17 protein-coding genes are annotated in these 23,484 nt (G+C 62.7%); 5 read left to right on the forward strand and 12 right to left on the reverse strand.

Features of this window, described 5'->3' with window-relative positions; genetic code table 11:
• From trpA to EFR00_RS30700, 3 genes are read left to right on the forward strand one after another with little or no spacing between them, the layout of a single operon-like run.
• A complete protein-coding gene (gene trpA / locus EFR00_RS30690) occupies positions 1-840 on the forward strand; it encodes a tryptophan synthase subunit alpha (RefSeq protein WP_039617059.1) in 840 nt (279 codons plus the stop codon).
• A 39-nt stretch (positions 841-879) separates the two neighbouring features.
• Positions 880-1,785, forward strand: coding sequence for an acetyl-CoA carboxylase, carboxyltransferase subunit beta (gene accD, locus EFR00_RS30695; RefSeq protein WP_077992776.1), 906 nt, complete (start codon positions 880-882; stop codon positions 1,783-1,785).
• Between the two features lie 27 nt (positions 1,786-1,812).
• The gene (locus EFR00_RS30700; RefSeq protein WP_170961485.1) at positions 1,813-3,165 is read left to right on the forward strand and encodes a bifunctional folylpolyglutamate synthase/dihydrofolate synthase; all 1,353 of its coding nucleotides are present in this window, start codon (positions 1,813-1,815) and stop codon (positions 3,163-3,165) included.
• A gap of 72 nt (positions 3,166-3,237) precedes the next feature.
• Here EFR00_RS30700 and trxA read toward each other — a convergent pair whose 3' ends face one another.
• From trxA to EFR00_RS30760, 12 genes are all read right to left on the reverse strand, one after another.
• The gene (gene trxA, locus EFR00_RS30705; RefSeq protein WP_004672616.1) at positions 3,238-3,558 is read right to left on the reverse strand and encodes a thioredoxin; all 321 of its coding nucleotides are present in this window, start codon (positions 3,556-3,558) and stop codon (positions 3,238-3,240) included.
• Positions 3,559-3,633: 75 nt separating this feature from the next.
• Entirely contained in the window at positions 3,634-7,185 is a 3,552-nt protein-coding gene (addA, locus tag EFR00_RS30710) for a double-strand break repair helicase AddA (RefSeq protein ID WP_077992779.1), read from the reverse strand.
• Positions 7,178-10,372 (reverse strand): double-strand break repair protein AddB, encoded by a 3,195-nt coding sequence (gene addB, locus EFR00_RS30715; RefSeq protein WP_077992780.1) that lies wholly within the window; start codon positions 10,370-10,372, stop codon positions 7,178-7,180. Before addB ends, addA begins: the two co-directional genes overlap by 8 nt.
• 3 nt (positions 10,373-10,375) lie before the next feature.
• Complete coding sequence (locus tag EFR00_RS30720; protein WP_077992781.1) at positions 10,376-11,107, reverse strand: nucleotidyltransferase family protein; 732 nt, start codon at positions 11,105-11,107, stop codon at positions 10,376-10,378.
• Between the two features lie 13 nt (positions 11,108-11,120).
• Entirely contained in the window at positions 11,121-12,632 is a 1,512-nt protein-coding gene (gene tsaE / locus EFR00_RS30725) for a tRNA (adenosine(37)-N6)-threonylcarbamoyltransferase complex ATPase subunit type 1 TsaE (RefSeq protein WP_077992784.1), read from the reverse strand.
• Positions 12,629-15,214, reverse strand: a complete 2,586-nt coding sequence (locus EFR00_RS30730) for a sensor histidine kinase (RefSeq protein WP_077992785.1) — start codon at positions 15,212-15,214, stop codon at positions 12,629-12,631. Before EFR00_RS30730 ends, tsaE begins: the two co-directional genes overlap by 4 nt.
• 203 nt (positions 15,215-15,417) lie before the next feature.
• Positions 15,418-16,818 (reverse strand): adenosylhomocysteinase, encoded by a 1,401-nt coding sequence (ahcY, locus tag EFR00_RS30735; protein WP_077992786.1) that lies wholly within the window; start codon positions 16,816-16,818, stop codon positions 15,418-15,420.
• 272 nt (positions 16,819-17,090) lie between these two features.
• Entirely contained in the window at positions 17,091-17,366 is a 276-nt protein-coding gene (locus tag EFR00_RS30740; RefSeq protein ID WP_003544133.1) for an HPr family phosphocarrier protein, read from the reverse strand.
• A 9-nt stretch (positions 17,367-17,375) separates the two neighbouring features.
• Entirely contained in the window at positions 17,376-17,777 is a 402-nt protein-coding gene (locus EFR00_RS30745; protein ID WP_004672623.1) for a PTS sugar transporter subunit IIA, read from the reverse strand.
• 150 nt (positions 17,778-17,927) lie between these two features.
• Positions 17,928-18,377, reverse strand: coding sequence for an HPr kinase/phosphorylase (locus EFR00_RS30750; protein ID WP_077992789.1), 450 nt, complete (start codon positions 18,375-18,377; stop codon positions 17,928-17,930).
• Positions 18,374-20,164: a sensor histidine kinase gene (locus tag EFR00_RS30755; protein ID WP_038685906.1), complete on the reverse strand. Its 1,791-nt coding sequence runs from the start codon at positions 20,162-20,164 to the stop codon at positions 18,374-18,376. Before EFR00_RS30755 ends, EFR00_RS30750 begins: the two co-directional genes overlap by 4 nt.
• A 78-nt stretch (positions 20,165-20,242) precedes the next feature.
• Entirely contained in the window at positions 20,243-20,980 is a 738-nt protein-coding gene (locus EFR00_RS30760) for a response regulator transcription factor (RefSeq protein ID WP_190233656.1), read from the reverse strand.
• A 339-nt stretch (positions 20,981-21,319) separates the two neighbouring features.
• On the opposite strand from EFR00_RS30760, the gene EFR00_RS30765 reads away from it, so the two are divergent.
• Together EFR00_RS30765 and arfB are read left to right on the forward strand one after the other, a co-directional pair.
• Positions 21,320-22,930, forward strand: a complete 1,611-nt coding sequence (locus tag EFR00_RS30765) for a phosphoenolpyruvate carboxykinase (RefSeq protein ID WP_077992791.1) — start codon at positions 21,320-21,322, stop codon at positions 22,928-22,930.
• Positions 22,931-23,046: 116 nt separating this feature from the next.
• A complete protein-coding gene (gene arfB / locus EFR00_RS30770; protein WP_009987587.1) occupies positions 23,047-23,484 on the forward strand; it encodes an alternative ribosome rescue aminoacyl-tRNA hydrolase ArfB in 438 nt (145 codons plus the stop codon).

The following is a 23,484-nucleotide window of genomic DNA, read 5'->3' on the forward strand; positions in this document are numbered from 1 at the left end:
ATGACCGCACGCATGGACAAACGCTTTGCCGAGCTGAAGGCCGAGGGCCGTCCGGCGCTTGTGACCTATTTCATGGGCGGCGATCCTGACTACGATACCTCTCTCGGCATCATGAAGGCGCTGCCGGAGGCAGGTTCCGACATCATTGAGCTTGGCATGCCCTTTTCCGATCCGATGGCCGACGGTCCGGCGATCCAGCTCGCCGGCCAGCGTGCGCTGAAAGGCGGCCAGACGCTGAAGAAGACGCTGCAGCTGGCGGCCGATTTCCGCAAGACCAACGATGCGACGCCGATCGTGATGATGGGCTACTACAATCCGATCTACATCTACGGCGTCGAGAAATTCCTCGACGATGCGATCGCCGCCGGCATCGACGGCCTGATCGTCGTCGACCTGCCGCCCGAGATGGATGACGAGCTCTGCATTCCAGCGATCCGCAAAGGCATCAACTTCATCCGCCTGGCGACACCCACCACCGACGAGAAGCGCCTGCCGGCCGTGCTGAAAAACACCTCCGGCTTCGTCTACTACGTCTCGATGAACGGCATCACCGGCTCGGCGCTGCCCGATCCGTCGCTTGTTTCGGGCGCCGTCCAGCGCATCAAGCAGCACACCGAGCTGCCGGTTTGTGTCGGCTTCGGCGTCAAGACTGCGGAACATGCCAAGGTCATCGGCGGCTCGGCCGACGGCGTCGTCGTCGGCACCGCCATCGTCAATCAGGTCGCCACCAGCCTGACCAAGGACGGCAAGGCGACGGCGGACACCGTTCAGGCGGTCGCAACGCTGGTGCGCGGCCTCTCATCGGGAACCCGTTCGGCGCGCCTTGTTGCTGCCGAATAGTTTTCCCACATTGGCACTCGTCAATCAGGAGTATTCGAGTTGAACTGGATCACCAACTACGTTCGCCCGCGGATCAATTCCATGCTGGGCCGTCGCGAAGTGCCGGAGAACCTCTGGATCAAGTGCCCGGAAACGGGGGAGATGGTCTTTCACAAGGATCTCGAATCCAACAAATGGGTCATTCCGGCGTCCGGTTATCACATGAAGATGCCGGCCAAGGCCCGGCTGGCCGATCTCTTCGACAATGGCGAATATGAATCGCTGCCGCAGCCGAAGGTCGCCCAGGACCCGCTGAAGTTCCGCGATTCGAAGAAATATATCGATCGCCTGCGCGACAGCCGCGTGAAGACCGAACAGGAGGACACGATCCTCGCCGGTCTCGGAAAGGTGCAGGGCCTGAAGCTCGTCGCCGTCGTGCACGAATTCAACTTTATCGGCGGTTCGCTCGGCATTGCCGCCGGCGAGGCGATCGTCAAGGCGTTCGAACGTGCGACATTGGAAAAGTGCCCGCTGGTGATGTTCCCCGCTTCCGGCGGCGCGCGCATGCAGGAAGGCATTCTCTCGCTCATGCAGCTGCCGCGCACGACGGTTGCCGTCGACTTGCTCAAGGAATCCGGCCAGCCTTATGTCGTCGTACTGACGAACCCGACGACCGGTGGCGTGACCGCCTCCTACGCCATGCTCGGTGATATTCATCTGGCCGAGCCCGGCGCAGAAATCGGCTTTGCCGGCAAGCGCGTTATTGAGCAGACGCTGCGCGAAAAGCTGCCGGAGGGCTTCCAGACCTCCGAATACCTGCTGGAACATGGTATGGTCGACATGGTCGTCAAACGTCACGACATCCCGGAAACGCTGGCGCGCCTCCTGAAGATCCTGACGAAGAAACCCGTCTCGGCGGCCAACGACATGAATGCCGGTGCGATCGCCCTGGCGGCGAGCGCCTGATAATCGACAAGCAGGCGGGGTGCCGAATTGATACCCAGAGGCCAAACCGCGGTGAGTGAGGCAGCGCAAGAGATCGAAAAACTCATGGGATTGCATCCCAAGGGCTTCGATCTGTCGCTCGATCGCATCACTCGTCTTCTCGATCAACTCGGCAATCCGCACCGGAAACTGCCGCCGGTGATCCACGTCGCCGGCACCAACGGCAAGGGGTCGGTCACCGCCTTCTGCCGCGCTTTGCTTGAGGCAGGCGGCTACAGCGCCCATGTCCACACATCGCCGCATCTCGTCAATTGGCACGAGCGCTATCGCATCGGCGTCAAAGGCGGACGCGGACAGCTGGTCGATGACGCCGTTTTCGCTGATGCCGTGCGCCGCGTCGCCGATGCCAATGCCGGACAGCATATTACCGTCTTCGAAATCCTGACGGCGGTCACCTTCATTCTGTTTTCCGAACATCCGGCCGACGCGGCGATCATCGAAGTCGGTCTCGGCGGACGCTTCGATGCCACCAACGTCATTTCCGATCCGGCCGTCTCGGTGATCATGCCGATCTCGCTCGATCACCAGCCCTATCTCGGCGACAGGGTCGAGCTGATCGCAGCGGAAAAAGCCGGCATCATGAAGCCGGGATTGCCCGTCGTTATCGGCCACCAGGAATATGACGCGGCACTCGACGTGCTGATGTCGACGGCCGAGCGGCTGCATTGCCCGAGCGCGGTGTTCGGCCAGGATTTCATGGCGCATGAGGAATATGGCCGGCTCGTTTATCAGGACGAATACGGGCTTGCCGACCTGCCGCTGCCGCGCCTTCCCGGCCGCCATCAATATGCCAATGCCGCCGCCGCCATCCGCGCCGTCAAGGCGGCAGGTTTCACCATCACCGAGACGATGATGGAAAAGGCGATGAATTGCGTGGAATGGCCGGGCCGGCTGCAGCGCCTGAGCGATGGCCGGCTGTTGCAGCATGCGCCCGCCGGCGCCGAAATCTGGGTCGACGGCGGGCATAATCCCGGTGCCGGCGAAGTGATCGCCGAAGCCATGGCCAATTTCGAGGAACGCCAGTCCCGGCCGCTGTTCCTGATCATCGGCATGATCAACACCAAGGACCCGGTCGGCTATTTCAAGGCCTTCGCCGGGCTGGTCGAAAAAGTTTTCTGCGTGCCGATTCGCGGTAGCGAAGCGATGATCGATCCGGTGATACTCTCGCATGCTGCCTATGATGCCGGTTTGGTTGCCGAACCGATGTCGACGGTCGGCGAAGCGCTCGAAGCCATAAAAGCCGTTAGCGATCCGCAAGCGCTGCCGCCGCGCATCCTCGTTGGCGGTTCCCTCTACCTCGTCGGCGACGTGCTTTCCGACAACGGCACGCCTCCCAAGTGAGGGGCGAATGAAGAGCCCAAAATGAAAAAGCCCGGTCAAAGCCGGGCTTTTTCGTAATGTGACATCAATCGATCAGGCAGCGTTCGAAATCCAGTTCGACAGAGCGGTCTTAGGCTTGGCGCCGACCGAGATATCGGCGACTTCGCCGCCCTTGAAGATTGCAAGCGTCGGAATGGAGCGCACGCCGAACTGTGCGGCGAGTTCCGGGTTCTCGTCGATATTGAGCTTGGCAACCTTGACCTTGCCTTCCATTTCGACGGAGATTTCTTCGAGGCTCGGCGCAATCATCTTGCACGGGCCGCACCATTCAGCCCAGAAATCGACGACGACGGGTTCTGCAGATTCCAGAACTTCCGACTGGAAGTTATTGATATCGACTTTCACGGTAGCCATAGGCTGCTCCTTTGACGGAATTGGATGTTGAACCACATGTGATGCTGCGGTGCCAAATTTTCAATGTCCGGTATTTCACTTTGTCTTCAGTCCTGCAAGCGCCAAACCGAGCGCCCTTTCGCTCAGCGTGTAGAGGGAGGCGTTCTCGGTATAGACGAGCATGCAGTCGATGCGCTTGCCGGGATAGAGCGGTGCCAGGATCTCGCGATAGATCGCCAGCTGCGCCCGGTGTGCAAAGGGGATGGCGTCTTCGGACGCCGGCGGCACGCGATTGGTTTTGTAATCGAGAATGACGACGCGATCGGTAAGCACCGCCAGCCTATCGATGCGGCCGGAGACGGCATAGCGCCTGCCGTCGAGGGTCAATGTCCCCATGATCGAGACCTCGGGCCGGGCCTGCTCGCCGAGGACGGGCTGCAAGTCCTTCTCGTCCAATAGTTTCAGAACCGAATCGACCAGCTTGCGCCGTTCGGCCTCGGGCCAGAAACGGGCCGCCCGTTCGCCGTAACGCTGGGCCGCACCGGGCCGCTCCTCCGGCGGAATATCGGGAAGCGCCTGCAGCATGCGATGCAGCAGCCTGCCTTTCTCCAGCGAGCGATCGCTGCGTTGCTTCTCTGAAAAGAGCGGAGAAGCGACAACCAGGCCGCCTTCGTCTTCGTCGATGATCGTCCCGGCGCCGGAAGGGCTGAGGGGCCGAGGCAGTTCCGCCTGTGGCGGCAATGGCCGCAACAGGCCTTCCGGCAGCCTAATTTCGTCGTCGCGCGCCTCACTGCGGATGATACGCTCGAAGCTCCGCTCCACCCGCGGCACGCGCCATCTGATGCCCTGCCATTCCCCGTCGGGGTCGGAGAAGCTGGCTGCCTCCACATGCGGATGACCTTCGCTGAGCGCGGTGGAAATCATCATATGCCAGGTGTCGTTGTTCGCGCGCACGCCACGGTAGCCGCAGACGACCAGCCGGTCGGCGGCCCGCGTCATGGCGACATAGAGCAGCCGGCGATACTCCTCTTCGGCCAGTATCTGGATTCGCGCGGCATCGTTCTGCGTCAGCGAATTGGCGAGGTCGGCGACGGGAACCCAGGCGGGCATCGGCGGCTCATCCGGGTCGGTTTCGATCAGGCGAAGCTTCGGCAGATGCGTATGCGTGAAGGCTTTGGAGCCACCGTCGACCAGGAAAACGATGGGTGCCTCAAGACCCTTTGAGGCATGCACGGTCATGATCCTGACCTCGTTGCGTCCCTTGTCCTGCTCTCGCTTGACCTCGGGCGCTTCGAGCTCGAGCGTCGAGACGAAGGATTGCAGCCCGGGAAGGCCGGAGCTCTCATGGTCGAGGGTGAAGGTCAGGAATTCGTCGAGGATATCGCTGACTTCAGTGCCGAGGCGGGCAAGAAACTGCCGCCGTCCGCCGTGGCTGCCCAGCAGGCGCGCATAGAAATCATGCACCGATAGGGTTTTCGATTGTCGGAGGAACAGTTCCAGCTTTTCGACCGCCGCGCGGAAACGCTCGTTACCGTCGGCGGCGAATTTCTTGAGATGGCTCCAGACGCTCTCATTGTCGCCCCGCAGTGCCGCGGCCGCAAAGATGTCCTCCTCAGAGAGATCGAAAAGCGGGCTCTTGAGCACGGCGGCGAGCGACAGGTCATCTTCCGGCAGAAGCAGGAAACGGCCGAGTGCGAGCAGATCCTGCACGGCGATATGGCTGGTCAGGGTGAGCCTGTCGGCGCCGGCGACGGGAATGTCGCCGCGACGTTTCAAGGCGCGTGTCAACGCATTGACGAATGCGTCGCGCTTGCGCACCAGCACAAGAATATCACCGGCCTCGATCAGCCGCTCCTTGCCTTTGTCGACGATCGTTTCACGGCCGACGAGCGCGCCGATCGAATGGGCGATGCGCCGCGCGAGAATTGCGGCCGGCGCGCTTTCCGGCGTCGCATCGAAGGGCGCCGTCCAATCCTCTTCCTTCACCACCGCTTCCGGCGCGACCATTTCCCAGAGGTCGACGGCGCCGGGATGTCCGATGCGGCTGGAACGATGCACGACCGGCTCGCCGACAGCGCTGAGGCCTCGCGCATTGTCGGATGTCCTGAAAATCTCGTCGACGGCCTCGAGCACGTCGGCAGTCGAGCGGAAGGAGAGCGGCAGCCGCACGGAAGAAAAGCTCTGCCCGCTGTCCGAGACGCGCCGCCGCGTCCGGTCGCTCTCTTCCGAAAAACGCTCGGGCCGCGCCCCCTGAAATGAATAGATCGACTGTTTCTCGTCGCCGACGGCAAACAGCGTGCGCACGATCGGCCGGGCGCTCTCGCCGGAAAAGAAATCCTCGGCGAGCGACTGGATGACGCTCCATTGGATCGGGCTGGTATCCTGCGCCTCGTCGACGAGGATATGATCGATACCCCGGTCGAGCTTGTAATGGATCCAGGGACCGACGCCGCTCTTTGTCAGCAGGTCGGCGGTGCGGGTGATCAGGTCCTCGAAATCGAGTTGGCTGCGCTGTTTCTTCAGTTCCTCGTAATCGTGATTCAGCCGATCGGCGAGCACGAGCGCGGCCTGCGTGGCGCCGTGCATCCGCATCAGTTTCAGCCGGTCGCGGCTTGCCGCGACATGCGCGCGGGCGGTGATGATGGCCTCCGCCAATTGCGGCGCTTCAGCAAGCATGGCCTTGACCAGGAACTGCGCGTCCGTTTTCTGCTCGCCCTTCGCCGTCAGGAAAATTTTCTCAAGCATCGCAGCGCGTCTGGCGTCATCCGGCTCCCGGCCGGCGAGCCTCAGGCCATAGGCAACCTCCTGCGCTTTGGCGCCGCCCTTTTGATCGGCCAGCGACAGATAAAGTTCCAGCGTACCGCATGAAAGTTCCGGCAGCGGCCAGTATTGCGCCGCGATCCCTCTCTCGGTGTCATCGGCGGCGAGCCCCAACCTTTTGCGCAGAACCATGTCCACGCCGCCCTGCTGTTCGGCGGCCGCGGTAAAGCGGCGGATGGCGTTGCGGTTGGCGACAATGTCGCCGAGCAGGTTCTCCAGGCCGGATTCGTCGCCGAGATTGAGAACGTAGGCGAAAGCCTCTGCAAGGGCGCCGCCTTCTTCCGGCGCAGTCGCCGTCAGCAGCGCCCGGCGCGCATCGGAAAGCAGCGCCGCGGCGGCGCGGTCGTCGAGAACCGAAAAATGCCCAGCGACATTGGCCTCCAGTGGGAACTGATGCAGCAGCGCCTCGCAAAAGGCGTGGATCGTCTGGATCTTCAAGCCGCCCGGTGTCTCCAGCGCCTTGGCAAACAGCCGCCGGGCCTCGGCCAGTTTTATCCGATCGGGCGCCGTACCTTCGATCTCAATGATCCGCCGGCTGAGATCGTCATCGTCAAGCACGACCCAGTCGGCCAGCCGTTCGAAGACCCGGTTCGACATTTCCGAAGCCGCGGCCTTGGTATAGGTGAGGCAGAGAATGGCCGAAGGCCGCGCGCCGGCGAGCAGAAGCCGGATGACGCGCTGGGTCAGGACATGCGTCTTGCCGGAACCGGCATTGGCCGAAACCCATGCCGAGCGCACCGGATCGGAGGCGATCGCCTGTTGGACCGTGGTCCAGCCGATCCAGGCCCCCGGATCGTCGTTATCAGGAAGGTCGCTCCGCTCACTCATCGCCGCCGCCTTCCTCATTCTCGGCCGTCGACCATTCGGAGACGCGGGCGAGATGATCGTAGTCGCCGCCGAAATCAAATTGCTGCGCCGGGATGAGCCGCGAGGTAAAGCCTTTTTCGCCGGATTGCAGCAGGCTGACGAACTTGATCAGCTGGTCGACCGATTCCTCGGCAAGGTCGATTGCCGATTTCGCCTTGTCGCTGCGGGCGGCGTTTTCATTGTTGACCATATCGACCTGGAATCGGTTTCCGGGACGCAGGCGGACATAAAGCAGATCCTGCGGCGTAAGGCTGCCGGCATCGCGAAAGGCGCCGGCGCGCAAGGCCGCGGCTTCCAGCGCGAGCTGCGGATCGAGAAGCGCGCGTGCCTGCGCCGGCGAGGGGTTGTAGCCGGTCTTGTAGTCGATGATGTCGGCGGCGTTCGGCCCGGTAATGTCGATCCGGTCCGCGACGCCATTGAGCCGGATATTGATCGCCTCCAGCTCCACGCCGCCGCGCACTTCCGTCAGCGTCCGGCGGATGGCTGGCCGTCGTCCGGCCTCCCATTCGAGGAAGGCGCGAGCCACTTCCCGAAAACGCGGCCGCCATACGGCATCGATATGCGGCGGCAGCTTTTCCATGTCGAAAAGCTCGGTCAGGATAAGCTCCATCGCTGCTGCCGCCTCCGGCGTGCCGGCCACATGCGCCGCGCGGATGAACCGGTCGATGATCGTGTGATAGAGCGTACCGCGTTCAGCTGCGCCGGGGTCGCGATTGAACGCGTCGACCGGATCCAGCCGCAGGATGCGGCGGGCATAGATGGCATAGGGATCGCGGCGCAGCCGTCCGACCTCGCTGAAGGAGTAGGATTTCGGCTGCAGCGCCAGCGGCGGTTTCGGTGAAGGCCGTTGCGCCGGCGCCTGGCTCTCTCCCCGATCGATGAGACCGGCCCATTGCAAGAACCGGCTGCCGCGCCCCTTGAGTTCCGCTTCGAGCGCCTCCCCGCCCAGCGCCAGCAGCCGCTGCAGCCAGCGCGAGGCGACCGTCGGCGTCGAGCCCTGACGCAGCGCCCTGGAATAGATCAGGTGGCGGGTGCCGTTCGCCATCTCGAAATCATGCGCCAGCTGGCCGATGCGCCGCTCCGGCGGTTCGAGCCCGATCTCCGTCTTCATCATTCGCGGAATGAAGGGATTGTTGGCGCTCTGCCCCGGCCATGAGCCTTCGTTCAGTCCGCCGAGGATCAGCGTATCGACGCTCTGCAGCCGGGCTTCCAGCGTGCCGAAGATGAACAGCCTGGGATGGCTGAGCGCCCGTGGTTTCACCGCATGGCCGGCGGCGAGCGCCGCCATGATGTCGATCCATTGCGGCCCGTCGGCCTCCATCTGCCCGTCCGTGTCGATCACTTCGCCGAGAAGGGAGGCAAGTGCGTCCCCCGCCTCGTTCGACCAGAGATCGGCAAGATTGCCTTGCGGATCGGCCGCGACCGCTTCGAGAGCACGGCCGGTACGCGCGGCCCATTCGGACAGCGTGAAACTCGCCGTCTTGCCGCGATCCTCCGGCCGGTGCCGGAAGAGCGCAGAGGCGAGAGGCTCGGTCGCCTGGGTAATCCGGCGGGCAAGCTCGGATGCGAGATTGGCGGCGTCGGCGGGAAGCGCCTTTCGCCATTGCGGTGCGTGCCGATCCAGGGCCTGTTCGGCAAGCTGATGGGTCAGAAGCACCTCGAGCGCGCTGATATCCACCTCGGTCACGCCGCCGCGCAGCGCCAGAAGCTCGAGCGTTTCGGTGGCGGAAATCAGGGCGTCGCGTTCGAGGCCGAAGCGGGCCAGAGGATGTTTGAGCAGTGAGACGATCGCCACCGGATCACCCGGGCGCAGCGCCGCCTCCAGCAGCAATTGCAGCAAGCTGCCCTGCGGCGTGGCCGAAAGCGGCGTGCCGGCCGAATCGTCGGCGAGGATGCCGAAGCGTGAAAGCTCCGCCATCACCCGACGGGCGAGGTTGCGGTCCGGCGTGATCAGGGCTGCCCGGCTCTCGCCGTCCTGCCCCGGCCGTTCCAGCGCCAGTCTGAGCGCGACGGCAATCGCGGTTGCTTCCTCGCGCTCGTTGGCGGCTTCGATCAGCGAAACGTCGTTGAAGGCCGAAGTCAGCGCTCCCCCGGGGAGCTCGCTCTTCCATGTTCCCCAATCGCTGGTCGCCTCTGCCGGGGCAAGCGCCCGGGACAGGATTTCGGCGCGCCGGTCAAGATCGGCCTCCGGTCTGTCAAGGATGCTGACATCGGCCCGGGTCAGCCTTAGCCTCTTCAGCAGCGATGACAGTCCGTATTGCGGATGGCTCCGGCTGGCCGGATTGAGATGCTGGCCCGGCGCCGGTTCGGGCGCGACCATCTGCCAATGTCCTTCCGGCATGGCGAGATCGAGGCCCGGAAGCACGATCACGCCTTCGGACAGATGGGCGACGGCGGCGATCAGATCGGCAGTCGCCGGAACCGAACCTGTCGACCCGGCGATGATGATCGGACCGCCGGGCTTGGTCGCCGAAAGCTGGGCCGCTTCGGCCCTGAGAATGGCGTTTCTGTGCCGTGCCGGCGAAGATTTGCCGAGTTCGGAAAGCCGCGCCGGCCAAAAGGCGCTGGCGATCTGCAGAAACTCGGCGGTCAGCTGCCACCAGGCGGCATAATCGCCGGTGTCGAGCTTCGACAGTTCCGACCAGTCGAGATCCTCGGTTTCGATGGAATCGATCAGCTCGGCGAGATTGCGGGCGAGCCAGATCGCATCCGCCGGGCTTGCCGGCGCGACCAGCGGCGAGTCCGAATGAATATGGCGGACGATCTCCGGCAGTTTGTTGCGCCAGGCAAGGATCAGGCGCGCCAGTTCCAGCAGCCGCGCAGTATTCGACAGCGGCTGGGCGAGGTCGATCGTCGTCGGCAGCACCTCGTCGAAATAGCCGCTGTCATCGTCGGTTTCACCGAGCGGGCGGATGACAGGCAGGATCGCCGACCGGCCGCCGAGCAGATCGACGAATGCCGAGCGCAGCACACGCACGGCGCGCCGCGTCGGCAGGTAGATGGTTACTCCGGCGAGCGACAGCGGGTCGTCGACATTATGCCGGAAGAGCGGCGTCAATCGGCCGTCGCACAGTGTCGTCGCCAGGGTTTTCAGGAAGGGAAGGCCGGCCGGGATCGTCAGGATGCGTGGCTGGTGCCGCTCCGTCATGGCTCACGCGAACGCCCGCAACCTGCGGATCGTTTCCTCCGCCTCGCCGATCGCCTCCGGCGTTCCCACAGTCAGCCAGTGCCCGTCGAGCACCAGACCGAAAAGCCGGTCGCGTGCAATCGCCTTGTCGAAATAGATATTGAGGTTGAAAGCATCCTTCGGCGCATCGTCGAACAGCGACGGGTTCATGGCGATCGCGCCGGCATAGACGACGGGATTGGACGGATCATCGCGGTAACGTATCAGCCGGCCGTCGGCCGCAAGGTTGAAGTCGTTCTTGCCGTTGTGACCGGTGGTATCTTCGATGCCGACACAAAGCAGCGCCATGTCCATCTGATCGGCGTCGAGGAATCCGGCTAAGCGCTGCAGGTTCGTCGGCCGCCCGGGCTGCTCGCCGATCCAGAAGAGATCCGCATTCATGACGAAGATATCGTCCCGATCCAGCAGCCTCAGTCCCTTCGCCAGCCCGCCGCCGGAATTCATCAGCCCGTCCCGCTCGTCGGATATGATGATCTCGAGGCCGCGATAATTGCCGAGATGGGCGAGCATCTGGTCGGCATGGTGGTGAACGTTGACGACGGCCCGTTCGACGCCGGCCGCCACCAGCGCGTCCAGCGCATAATCGATCATCGGCTTGCCGTCGATCTTCACCAGCGGCTTTGGGATCGTGTCGGTGATCGGGCGCATGCGGGTTCCGAGACCCGCGGCCAGTACCATGGCTTGTCTGATGGTCATCTTGATCCGGAATTTATGATTCGCTCTGGCCTATTCCAGCCCTTGCGCACCAATCGCGCAAGGGGGCAAGCTCCTCATGCTCGAGCGCGACGTTGAGATAGGCGAGTGTGCGCGGCATATGCCTGAGATAATCGGGCTTCCCGTCCCGCTGCAGCAGCCGCACCCAGAGACCGGCAAGTTTGCAGTTGCGCTGCGCCGACATGATCGCCCAGGCCTTCATGAATCCGGCTTCGTCGAAGCCGCCCTGCGCATGGCGAAGAGCGAGATAATCGTCCATCAGCTGCCGGAACAGCTCGGGCTTGATCGTGACGCGTGCGTCCTGGACGATCGAGGCAAGATCATAGGCGGTGGGGCCGATCATGGCATCCTGGAAATCGATGAGACCGACCTGTCTGATGCCGGCCTCCTGCGGGCGCCAGATGATATTCGGCGAGTGGAAGTCGCGCAGCAGCAGGTTCTTTTCGGCCGCGGCGAGCTCTTCGATCAGCGCGTCCCAGATCGCCAGATAGTCCTTGCGCTCTGCGTCCGAGGGTGCGGAGCCGCGCTTCCAGCCGATGTGCCAGTCTAGCACAAGCTGCACTTCCATCTTCATTGCGGTGCGATCGAAGTCGGGAATGTGATGCGTGTGCGCGGCGGAAACAGGGATATCCTGCGGAAACTGCATGGAATGAAGATGGGCAAGGCAGGCGACGCTTTGCCGGTAACGCTCGGCGATCGGCCGGCCGGCGTCATCGAGCACGCCTTCGGTGCCTAGATCTTCGATCAGCAGGATGCCCTGCTCATAATCAACCTTGTAGATCTCCGGAGCTGCAAACCCCCGTTCGCGCAACGCATCGGCAATCGCAACGAAGGGATAGGCGTTCTGTGCCAGATGCGCGACCTTGGGATAGGGCTTGCCGTCGTAGACCGGCGGTCCCTCGGGATGCGGGCGCCAGTCCATCAGGATTTTTCGCGGGGCAGCATCCGGATAGATCGCTTCATAGGCGCGCAGCGACGCATCGCCGGTGAGGAAGCGTCGTTTGGCCTCGGCATAGCCGGCCCCGTCGAGGAAATCGCGAATCGCGAAGACCCGGCGGATGCGCTGCGCCTGCTGGCCGGCGGCCTCGATCGTTGCCCGGCGACCGCTGCCCTCATGCACCAGCGTCAGGGCAATGCGCTCTGCCGGCAATTCGCTGTCAGCCATCTCCGGCCATTCGACGAGACAGATGCCGTTCTGCAGCGCCTCGTCGAAGCCGAGTTCGGTCAATTCGCTGGCGTCGCCGAGCCGATAGAGGTCGAAGTGCGAAACCGGGATCCGCAGGTCGTAGGATTGCACCAGCGTGAAGGTCGGGCTCGGGACCTCAAGCCCATCGTCATCGGCCATGGCACGCAAAATCGCCCGAGCGAGCGACGATTTGCCGGCGCCGAGATCACCGGAAAGCGCAAGGTAATCGCCGGCCTTCAAGGCGAGCGCCAGATCTTCGCCGAGGCGAATGGTGGCCGCCTCGTCCTTCAGGAAAAGCGAGATCGTATCGGTGGTGGTCATTCGGCAGCGGCGGTATGGGGAATATCAACCGAGGGGATACGGCAGACGACCGTCGTGCCCTTGCCCGGCTCGCTGTCGATCGTCACGTCGCCGTGATGCAGGCTGACGAAACTGTCGACGATCGAGAGGCCGAGGCCGGCACCGCCGCGCTTGCCGCTTTTAGCGCCCGTGGCGAACCGGTCGAAGACGGTCGCGATCATGTCGGGCGAGATGCCGGGGCCGCGATCGCGGACGGAGAAGACGAAATCCGTGCCTTCGCGCTGGCATTCCAGCGAAATCGAGCTGCCCTCCGGCGAGAAATTCGCCGCGTTGGAGAGAAGCTTCAGCAGAATCTGTTTCAGCCGCTGCGGATCGGCGACGATCGAGCCGAGATAGGCAGGCGCGGTGATTTCGAGCGCCACGCCGCTTTCCTGCAGCCGATCGGCGATCTGCATCGAGACGTCGTCAAGCAGGTCGTTGAGATCGATTTCCGCATAGTTGAGGCGCATGATGCCGGCATCGACGGTGGCAAGATCGAGAATATCGTTGACGAGCGTCAGCAGAACCGAGGACGAGGTCGAAATATGGTCGATATATTCGGCCTGCCGCTCGTTCAGCGGCCCCACACCCTGCGTGCGCAGCAGGTCGGTGAAACCGATGATATTGGTCAGCGGCGAGCGCAATTCATAGGAAACATGCTGAACGAAGTCGTTCTTCAACTCGTCGGCCTTGCGCAGTGCCTCGTTCTTTTCCGTCAGAGCCCGCTCGGCCCGCACGCTGTCCGTCATGTTGACGAAGGTCAGCATGGTCTGGGCGTTCGGCAGCGGGATGACGGCGTAGTCGAGCACGAGGCCGGAGAACAGTTCGAGCGTCCCCTGGCTCGAGCGGCGCTCGTCGTCAAAGCTGGTGATCAGTTCCGCGAATGTCTTCCAGCCGTCTGGCTGGTCGTAGGAAGGGGCGCAGGCTTCGCCGAGCGCACGGATATGGGTGCCGGGCTTGGCCTCGGCTTCGGTGATCCCCCAGAGCGCCCGGAAGGCCGGGTTCGACAGGCGGATGCGTCCATCCGGGCCGAACACCGCCACACCTTCGGAAAGATGATCGATCGTTTCGCCCTGCACCTTGACGAGCGTGTTGTAGCGCGTTTCGAGATCGACCTGTTCGGTCAGGTTTTCGAACACCCAGGTGGCGCCGCCCTGCGGATGGGCGGTGGCGAAGACGCGCAGCGTCTGACCGTTCGGCAGGTGCCAGAGGTCCGATTGCGTATCGAGCGCGCGATAGACGGAAAGAGCCGCTTCCTTCCAGCTTTTCCAGTTGAGCTGGTCCGGCAGCTTCTTGGCAGCTCGCAGGCGCTCGAGCAGCTCGCTATTGTCCGGCCGGCCTTCGAGAAAGGCGATATCGAGCTCCCAGAGCGCCACGAAGGCCTGATTGTAGAATTGCAGCCGGCGCTCGCCGTCGAAGATGGCGACAGGCGTGGCGAGATGGTCGAGCGTCTCGGCATGGCTCTTCAGCGTCCGGTCCAGCTCGGCGCGCACCGCCTCGATATCGGACACGTCGACCGCCATGCCGGCCGAGCCGCCGGGAAGCGTGACGTCGACCACATCGAAGAATGTACGGTTGCCATGCACGACGGTTGAAATCGTGTCGTGAAACGGCGATTCCGGCGTCGTCGTGGCGCGAATGCGTTCGCGCGCCACCGTCGTCAGCATCTCGCGGCCTTCATTGATCGCCTGTTGCGGCGAGCGCGCCTCGACCGCCTCGCCATAGGCCTGGTTGACCCAGGTGAGGCGACCCGCCGGGTCGCGCTGCCAGGCCGGCATGTCGATCGCGTCGAGCATCGTCTGAAAGGCCGAGATCGAAGTCATCAGCCGGTCGCGCTCGATCCGGAGTTCGGCAAGTTCGGCGCGCAGATTGTTGAGCGCCACGAAGCGGACGAAGGCGCGTCCCCCGGAAACCCGGCCCTGCGCCTCGAGGATCTCATCGCGGATGGTCTCGACCACCATGTCGAAGCTCTGCGCTTCGTCGCGCAGCCGGTCGATCGCCTTTTCCAGCTCGGAGGCCGAACGTGACTTCAGCCAGAGGCCGAAGGCCAGGAATTCGCCGTCCTGCGGCGCGCCGGTCTCGGGCGGGAGCTGGCCGAGCAGCTCCGGACGGGCATTGCCGTCCCAGATGACGATCCGTCGGTTCTTGTCGGCGATCAGCGCCTGATATTGTGAAATGCGTTGCTGGGCATCGGAGAGCGCCGAGCGGATTTCCCGGCTCTCGTTTTCCAGATTGCCGCGCTGGCGCACCAGCCAGAGCGTCGAAAGCAGGGCCGCCGATATGACGCCGATGACAACGGAGACGCCGATAACCTGCGAGGAGGTGAAGAGGTGAGCCGAGGCTGCCGCCTGCTGCTCGCTTTGTGCGAGAACCGGCCGCGCCAGCGCGGCAAGCGCCGTGCCGGCCGCGCAGGTTTTCAGGAAGCGCGCCAATGATCCATGCTCTTGCTTTGCGGCCTCGTGTGCCGTTGCAGATTTATAGTCTTGGCCTGGCGTCGGCGGGCGGCGATGGGCGCGAGCGCCGTCGTCCGCCTGACCGGGCAGGCTGTTTTTCAGTTCCGACATCCGCGGTATGTCTCCGTCCTTCAATGTGCCGCATTACGACAAGACATCCCATTTTCGAAGCGGTCGGACGGGGTCCGGCGCCACGAATCAAGTCTTAAAACAATACTTCGGAAGGGAATCGGCGGGAAGGGAGCGGCCAAAAAATAAGCCGCGGCATTTGTCAATGCCGCGGCTTCTACATCTTGTGGATATCGATGATGAGATCAATATCTGTAGTGGTCGGACTTGAACGGGCCCTTCGGCGAGACGCCGATATAGGCAGCCTGCTCTTCGCTAAGCTGGGTCAGCTTCACACCGAGCTTGTCGAGATGCAGGCGCGCGACCTTTTCATCGAGGTGCTTCGGCAGGATGTAGACCTTGTTCTCGTACTGGCCGGGCTTGGTAAAAAGCTCGATCTGCGCCAGCGTCTGGTTGGTGAAGGAAGCCGACATGACGAAGGAGGGGTGGCCGGTGGCGTTGCCGAGGTTGAGCAGGCGGCCTTCGGAAAGCAGGATGATGCGGTTGCCCCTCGGGAATTCGATCAGGTCGACCTGCGGCTTGACGTTGGTCCACTTGAGGTTCCGCAGCGCGGCGACTTCGATTTCGTTGTCGAAATGGCCGATATTGCCGACGATCGCCATGTCCTTCATCTCGCGCATATGGTCGATGCGGATGACGTCCTTGTTGCCGGTCGTGGTGATGAAGATGTCGGCCGAGGAAACCACGTCCTCGAGCAGCACCACTTCGTAACCATCCATCGCCGCCTGCAGGGCGCAGATCGGATCGGCTTCGGTCACCTTGACGCGGGCGCCGGCGCCGGAGAGCGAAGCGGCAGAACCCTTGCCGACATCGCCATAACCGCAGACGACGGCGACCTTGCCGGCCATCATCACGTCGGTACCGCGGCGGATGCCGTCGACCAGCGATTCCTTGCAGCCGTACTTGTTGTCGAACTTCGACTTGGTGACGGAGTCGTTGACGTTGATCGCCGGGAACGGCAGCAGGCCCTTCTGGCTGAGCTGATAGAGGCGGTTGACGCCCGTCGTCGTTTCTTCGGTAACGCCCTTGATCGCATCGCGCTGCTTGGTGAACCAGCCGGGCGAAGCGGCAAGGCGCTTCTTGATCTGTGCGAAGAGGATTTCCTCTTCCTCGGAATGCGGATGGGACAATACGTCCTCGCCGGCTTCGGCGCGGGCGCCGAGCAGGATGTACATGGTGGCGTCGCCGCCGTCATCGAGGATCATGTTGGAAAGGCCGCCATCGGCCCACTGGAAGATCTTGTCGGTGTAGACCCAGTAGTCCTCGAGCGACTCGCCCTTGACGGCGAAAACCGGAACGCCGGCAGCGGCGATTGCCGCAGCGGCATGATCCTGCGTCGAGAAGATGTTGCAGGAGGCCCAGCGGACTTCGGCGCCGAGGGCCACCAGCGTCTCGATCAGCACGGCCGTCTGGATGGTCATGTGCAATGAGCCGGTGATACGCGCGCCCTTCAGCGGCTTTGCGTCGCCGAATTCGGCGCGGCAGGACATCAGCCCCGGCATTTCGGTTTCGGCGATCGTAATTTCCTTGCGGCCGAAATCCGCAAGCCCGAAATCGGCGACGACATAATCTTTTTCAGTGCTCATAGAGGTCTCCAGGCTGAAAAACGTCTCAAAAATTGGCGCAGGCGCGAAGATGACCGCGCGACGGATAGGCCGCGTGCCGATGCATGTCGCCCGGATATGTGCAGCAGTTCCGGGAACGCGAGATGCATAACAGAGCCAAAGCGCATTGCATGAACCAGGTTCGATGCGACACGCTTCAGCGCACGGCATGTCTGCCGTTTAGCAGGCTTCTGATGGGAAGGCAATAAGGATATAAAGAAGTCTTTATATGTTTATATGAGTTCAGCCGTAGCTCACATCTCTTCGCCGAACCGGTTCTGGATCAATTGGTCCAAGGCCTCCAGCGCCTCCTCGGCCTGGCTGCCGCTCGCCGAGACGACGACGCTGGAGCCTGGGCTCGCCGCAAGCATCATCAGGCCCATGATCGAGGTGCCGCCGACTGTCATTCCATCCTTGGAGACCGTGATGGCGGCATCGAAGGTCTCGACCATCTGCACGAATTTGGCGGAGGCGCGCGCGTGAAGTCCGCGCTTGTTGATGATAAGGAGTTCTCGGGAAAGCGATGTCATGAAGCGCCGTTATTTTCCGCTGAGCACACGGCTCGCGACATTGATATATTTCCGCCCGGCTTCGGAAGCCTCGACCAGCGCCTTCTCCATATTGTTCTCGCCACGCACGCCGGCGAGCTTGATCAGCATCGGCAGGTTGACGCCGGCGATGACTTCGGTGTGGCCGCTGCTCATGACCGATATGGCGAGATTGGACGGCGTGCCGCCGAACATGTCGGTGAGGATAACGACGCCATGGCCATCATCGGCACCGGAAACGGCTTGCAGAATGTCCTGCCGTCTCTGGTCCATGTCGTCTTCGGGGCCAATACAGACCGTCTCGATGAATTTCTGAGGACCGACGACGTGCTCGACAGCATGACGAAACTCTTCAGCCAGCTTGCCATGAGTGACAAGCACAAGTCCGATCATGATATTACTGCTCCCCTATACGCAAACGATGGCTGAGATATCGCAATGCAGCAATTACGTCCACCGGTGGGGGCACATCTTGGCGATGAAAAGCCGAAGTGCAAGACAAAAATGCAAACATATAAGGCAGATTGATCAATCCGGAAGCCCTCAATCGCCGATATCAGGCGCTTTCGCCATCAGGACTGCAAGCGGTGACGGCACACCGGTGAGCAAGCGCAATGCGGGAAGCGAAAACCCGGCGGCAAGGCTGACGAATTCGCCATCGGGGGGTACACGGTTTTCGCCGGAAGCGCTGCCCGGAAGCACCGCATAATGCATGGCCGCCTGAGGAATATGATCCTGCCGGACGATGCCGGTGCCGCGCAGTTCGATCAGCCCGGCGATCGACGGCGGGCAGGTGGCGATCACCGAGCCTGCCTCTCCTGACAGAAGCACCTGATCGTCGGCAACCAGTGCCGTGAACAAACCGAGCCGGCGGGCCTCTGTCATGCAGGTAAAGGCCAGCATCGATTTGCCCCAGCCGGAGGGCCCGCTGAACAGGAGCCCCGTCCTGCCCACGACGATCGCCGTCGCATGGATGTTGGGAGCCTCGCTCATGCTGCGGCATCGAGGGGCAGGGCGAGGATGAAGCGCGCGCCGAGTATGCGCCCGCTCTCGCCGTCGGTGATGTTTTCCGCCCTCAGCGAACCGCCATGGGCTTCGGCGATCTGCCGGCTGATCGAAAGGCCAAGGCCGGAATTCTGGCCAAAACCTTCCGATTCCGGGCGATCAGTATAGAAGCGCTCGAAGATGCGGTCGATATTCTCCGCCTGGATGCCGGGACCGTTGTCTTCGATAGTGGTGACGCAGCGCGACCGTGTGCGCACCAGCCGCACGGTGATCTTGCCGCCCTTCTCAGGGACGAAGGATCGGGCATTTTCGATCAGGTTCGTTATGATCTGGCCGATGCGCAAGTCGTGGCCGTTGACGACGAAGCGTGTCTTGATGTTCGGCTTGCGCTCGATCGCATATTCGATCTCCACCTGCTTCTTGCTGCCTCTGATCTGGCGCGACACTTCGATCAGATCGCGCAGCAGCACTTCCATGTCGATGGAGGCGGCATCGACGCGCGCGAGTTCGGCGTCGAGGCGCGAGGCATCGGAAATATCGCTGATCAGGCGGTCGAGACGGCGCACATCGTGCTGGATGACATCAAGCAGCCGCTTCTTGGAATCCTCGGATTTGGCGAGCGGCAGTGTTTCAACGGCGCTGCGCAGCGAGGTCAGCGGGTTCTTGAGCTCGTGGCTGACATCGGCCGCAAAGCTCTCGATTGCATCGATGCGGTCGTAGAGCGCCGTCGTCATCTCGCGCAGAGCGATGGAAAGATTGCCGATTTCATCCTGGCGGGCGGAGAAGTCGGGGATCTCCTCACGTGCCTTGGCGCCGCGGCGCACGCGAATGGCGGCGGCCGAAAGGCGGCGCAGCGGATTGGCGATGGTCGACGACAGCACCAGCGAAAGCAGCACGTTGACGAGCGTTGCAACGCCGAAGACACGCATGATGGCAAGCCGTTCGGCATGAACGATATTGTCGATGTCGCCAGCCTGCGTCGACAAGAGCAGCACGCCGAGCACGGCGCGGAAGCGCTGGATCGGCACGGCGACGGAAACGATGAGTTCGCCTTTCTCCGTGGTGCGCACCACTGCGCCGCGCACGCCGGTCAGGGCGTTCATCACTTCGGGATAGATCGAACCGTCGCCACCCGGCGCTTCTTTATAGAGCGGCAGGTTGCCGGGCTGCAGCGCCTTGTTGAACAGGGTCGCGAACCAATCGCCCCAGGTCTGCTTTTCTTCCTCGACCGGCGGCAGATCGAAACGCAGCACCTGGCCACGCGAATAGAGGTGACGCGAATCGAGCAGCAGATTGGCATCGGCATCGAAGATGCGCGCGCGTGTGCGCGTCGGAGAAATCAGCCGGCGCAGGACCGGGGCGACTTTCTCGGGATCGATCGGAAACTCCAGGTCCTCGTCGTTCGGCACCGGCGTAATGCTCTGGCCGGCTTGCAGTTCGAGCAGCTTCTGCGGATCGATGGTGATCGAATTCGTATCGACCGATGCGGAGGCCGAAACCGCGCCGGCGATGATCTCGCCCTGCGTCAACAGGCTTTCGGCGCGGGCGTCGATCAGGCCCTCGCGAAACTGGTTGAGATAGAGGATGCCGCCGACGAGCACCACCAGCGCGACCAGATTGAAGAACAGGATGCGCCGCGTCAGGCTCGAAAACACCGCATTGCCAAAGATGCGGCGAATCAGCGTGAAGGGATGCGACCAACGGCGGCCTCGGACGCGACGGGTGCTCACGCCCTCCGCATCGTCCAGATCCCTTTCCTGCACCAACTGTGCCAATGACAGGCCCTTTCAAAGGGCGGGGCCGGATGAACCAGCCCGCAACCCTCAACTATGTCTCGCGCCGCGCCGCTGGGCTCAGGCTGCTTCGCGGAAGCGGTATCCCACTCCGTAGAGCGTTTCAATCATATCAAAATCGGTATCGACCATCTTGAATTTCTTGCGCAGCCGCTTGATGTGGCTGTCGATCGTCCGGTCGTCGACATAAACCTGTTCGTCATAGGCGGCGTCCATCAGCGCGTCGCGGCTCTTGACGACGCCCGGACGCTGCGCCAGCGAATGCAGGATCAGGAACTCGGTGACCGTCAGCGTCACCGCTTCGCCCTTCCAGGTGCAGGTATGGCGCTCCTGGTCCATGACCAGTTGGCCACGCTCCAGCGAACGCGCCTGTTGCACGGCCCCGGCCTTCGGCGTGCCGCTGGGGCTCGTGCCGCCGGCGGCCGCGGCTTCGCGGCTCGAAGCGCGACGCAGCACGGCGCGCACCCGCTCGACCAGCAGGCGCTGCGAAAACGGCTTGGTGATGAAATCGTCGGCGCCCATCTTCAGGCCGAACAGCTCGTCGATCTCCTCATCCTTGGAGGTGAGGAAGATTACCGGGATATCCGACTTCTGCCGCAGGCGGCGCAAAAGCTCCATGCCGTCCATGCGCGGCATCTTGATATCGAAGATCGCCAGCTGCGGCGGTCGCGCCAGCAGCCCGTCGAGCGCCGAGGCACCGTCCGTATAGGTCTCGACCTTATACCCTTCGGCCTCCAGTGCGATCGACACCGAGGTGAGGATGTTGCGGTCGTCATCAACGAGCGCGATTGTCGGCATGGTGTTGGTCTCCGTCATCAGTGCGCAATCTCCCGGATTTTCGTCGTCCCCAGGCGGTCTCAGTGACCGGATGCGCTTATGGAGGATAAAGGTGGAACAAATTGTGGCAAAGATAAAGGGGAGGATTGTCGTAAAATTCGCCGGCAATCTCAGGTAGCGTGCCCAACTGTTGCAACGCCGCCTCTTCAAACGATTTAAAATAGTCGCAACAAATTTAAATCGATTAATTGTTTGATATTGCTGAACTTTCTCAATTTTAGTCTCTTGTGTTTTAAAATTTCTCCCCTTATTTTCGAGATCGGTTTTAACGGCAACGCGCCTGAGTGAAGGGAAGTAGCCATGGAAATGTTCGGAGTTCGTAACCCGGCAACGGAGCTGGCAACGGTTGGATTGGGCGGCGCAGCCAGCGTTCGCTATAACTTTTCCGCCGCAGCGCTGTATGAGGAAGCGATCCGCCGGGGCGAAGCCGAACTGACCGCTCAGGGGGCGCTCAGGGCTCTCACCGGTCAGCATACGGGCCGCTCGCCGCGCGACAAATTCGTCGTTCGTGACGCCAATACCGATGACCAAATCTGGTGGGACAACAACAAGCCGCTCTCGCCGGAGCATTTCGCGCTGCTGCGCGACGATATGCTGGCGCATGCCGCCGGCAAGGATCTTTTCGTGCAGGATCTCGTTGGCGGCGCCGAGGAAGGCCATGCGTTGCCGACCCGCGTCGTCACCGAATTCGCCTGGCATTCGCTGTTCATCCGCAATCTCTTGATCCGCCCGGAGACGGCGGCGCTCGCCACCTTCGTGCCGAAGCTGACGATCATCGATCTGCCGAGCTTCAAGGCCGATCCAGCCCGCCACGGCTGCCGCTCGGAAACGGTGATCGCCTGCGATCTCACCAACGGCCTCGTCCTCATCGGCGGCACGTCCTATGCCGGCGAAATGAAGAAATCGGTCTTCACCGTGCTCAACTACCTGCTGCCGGCCAAGGGCGTGATGCCGATGCACTGCTCGGCCAATGTCGGCCCCGACGGCGACGCGGCGGTCTTCTTCGGCCTTTCCGGCACGGGCAAGACGACGCTTTCGGCCGATCCGGCGCGCACGCTGATCGGCGACGACGAACACGGCTGGAGCGAAAACGGCATCTTCAACTTCGAGGGCGGCTGCTACGCCAAGACCATCCGCCTCTCGGCCGAAGCGGAGCCGGAGATCTATGCAACGACGCAGCGCTTCGGCACCGTGCTCGAAAACGTCGTGCTGAACGAAGCCCGCGAGCCCGATTTCGACGACGGGTCGCTGACCGAAAACACCCGCTGCGCCTATCCGATGCATTTCATCCCGAACGCCTCGGCAACGGGCCGGGCCGGGCATCCGAAGACGATCATCATGCTGACCGCCGATGCCTTCGGCGTCATGCCGCCGATCGCCCGGCTGACGCCGGACCAGGCGATGTACCACTTCCTCTCCGGTTACACCGCCAAGGTGGCCGGCACCGAAAAGGGCGTCGTCGAGCCGGAAGCGACCTTCTCGACCTGCTTCGGCGCCCCCTTCATGCCGCGACACCCGGCCGAATACGGCAACCTGCTCAAGGATCTGATCGGCCGCCACGGCGTCGAATGCTGGCTTGTCAATACCGGCTGGACCGGCGGCGCCTACGGCACCGGCAAGCGCATGCCGATCAAGGCGACGCGCGCGCTGCTCGCCGCCGCCCTCAGCGGCAAACTCGGCCAGGTCGTATTCCGCACGGATGCGAATTTCGGCTTCGCCGTGCCGGTTTCCGTCGACGGTGTCGATGGCGGCATTCTCGATCCGCGCTCGACTTGGGCCGACAAGCCGGCCTATGACGCGCAGGCCGAAAAGCTGGTTTCGATGTTCATCGCCAACTTCGCCAAGTTCGAGAATCACGTCGACGGCGGCGTCCGCGATGCGGCACCCGGCGTCAAGGTCGCTGCCGAATAAGCCGAATAGAACAACAGATCTCTGACTCACGTGAAACCCGGCATCACAGGATTGCCGGGTTTTTCCGTTGACGGCCGATATTTTCAACCGGCTGCCGATATGAGATAGAACGCCGCATGGCCAGCGACGCGCTCTATATCGACGACAGGATCACCATCTCAGGATGGGAGCTGACGGAACAGTTCGTTCTGGCAGGCGGCCCCGGCGGTCAGAACGTCAACAAGGTTTCGACGGCGGTCCAGCTGTTTTTCAACGTCGCGAATTCGCCCTCCCTCAATGACCGCGTCAAGGCCAATGCGATCAGGCTTGCCGGCCGGCGCCTGTCGAAGGATGGCGTGTTGATGATCGAGGCGAGCCGCTTTCGCAGCCAGGATCGCAACCGTGAGGACGCGCGCGAGCGGCTGAAGGAGCTGATTCTGCAGGCCGCCAAACCGCCGCCGCCGCCGCGCAAGAAGACCAAGCCGACCAAGGGTTCGGTCGAGCGCCGTCTGAAGGAAAAGTCCGGCCGCTCGGAAGTCAAGAAAATGCGCGGCCGCCCGGGCGGCGGCGACTGA

This window comes from Rhizobium sophoriradicis, from assembly GCF_003939025.1.
In the GTDB taxonomy this organism is placed as follows: Bacteria; Pseudomonadota; Alphaproteobacteria; order Rhizobiales; family Rhizobiaceae; genus Rhizobium; species Rhizobium sophoriradicis.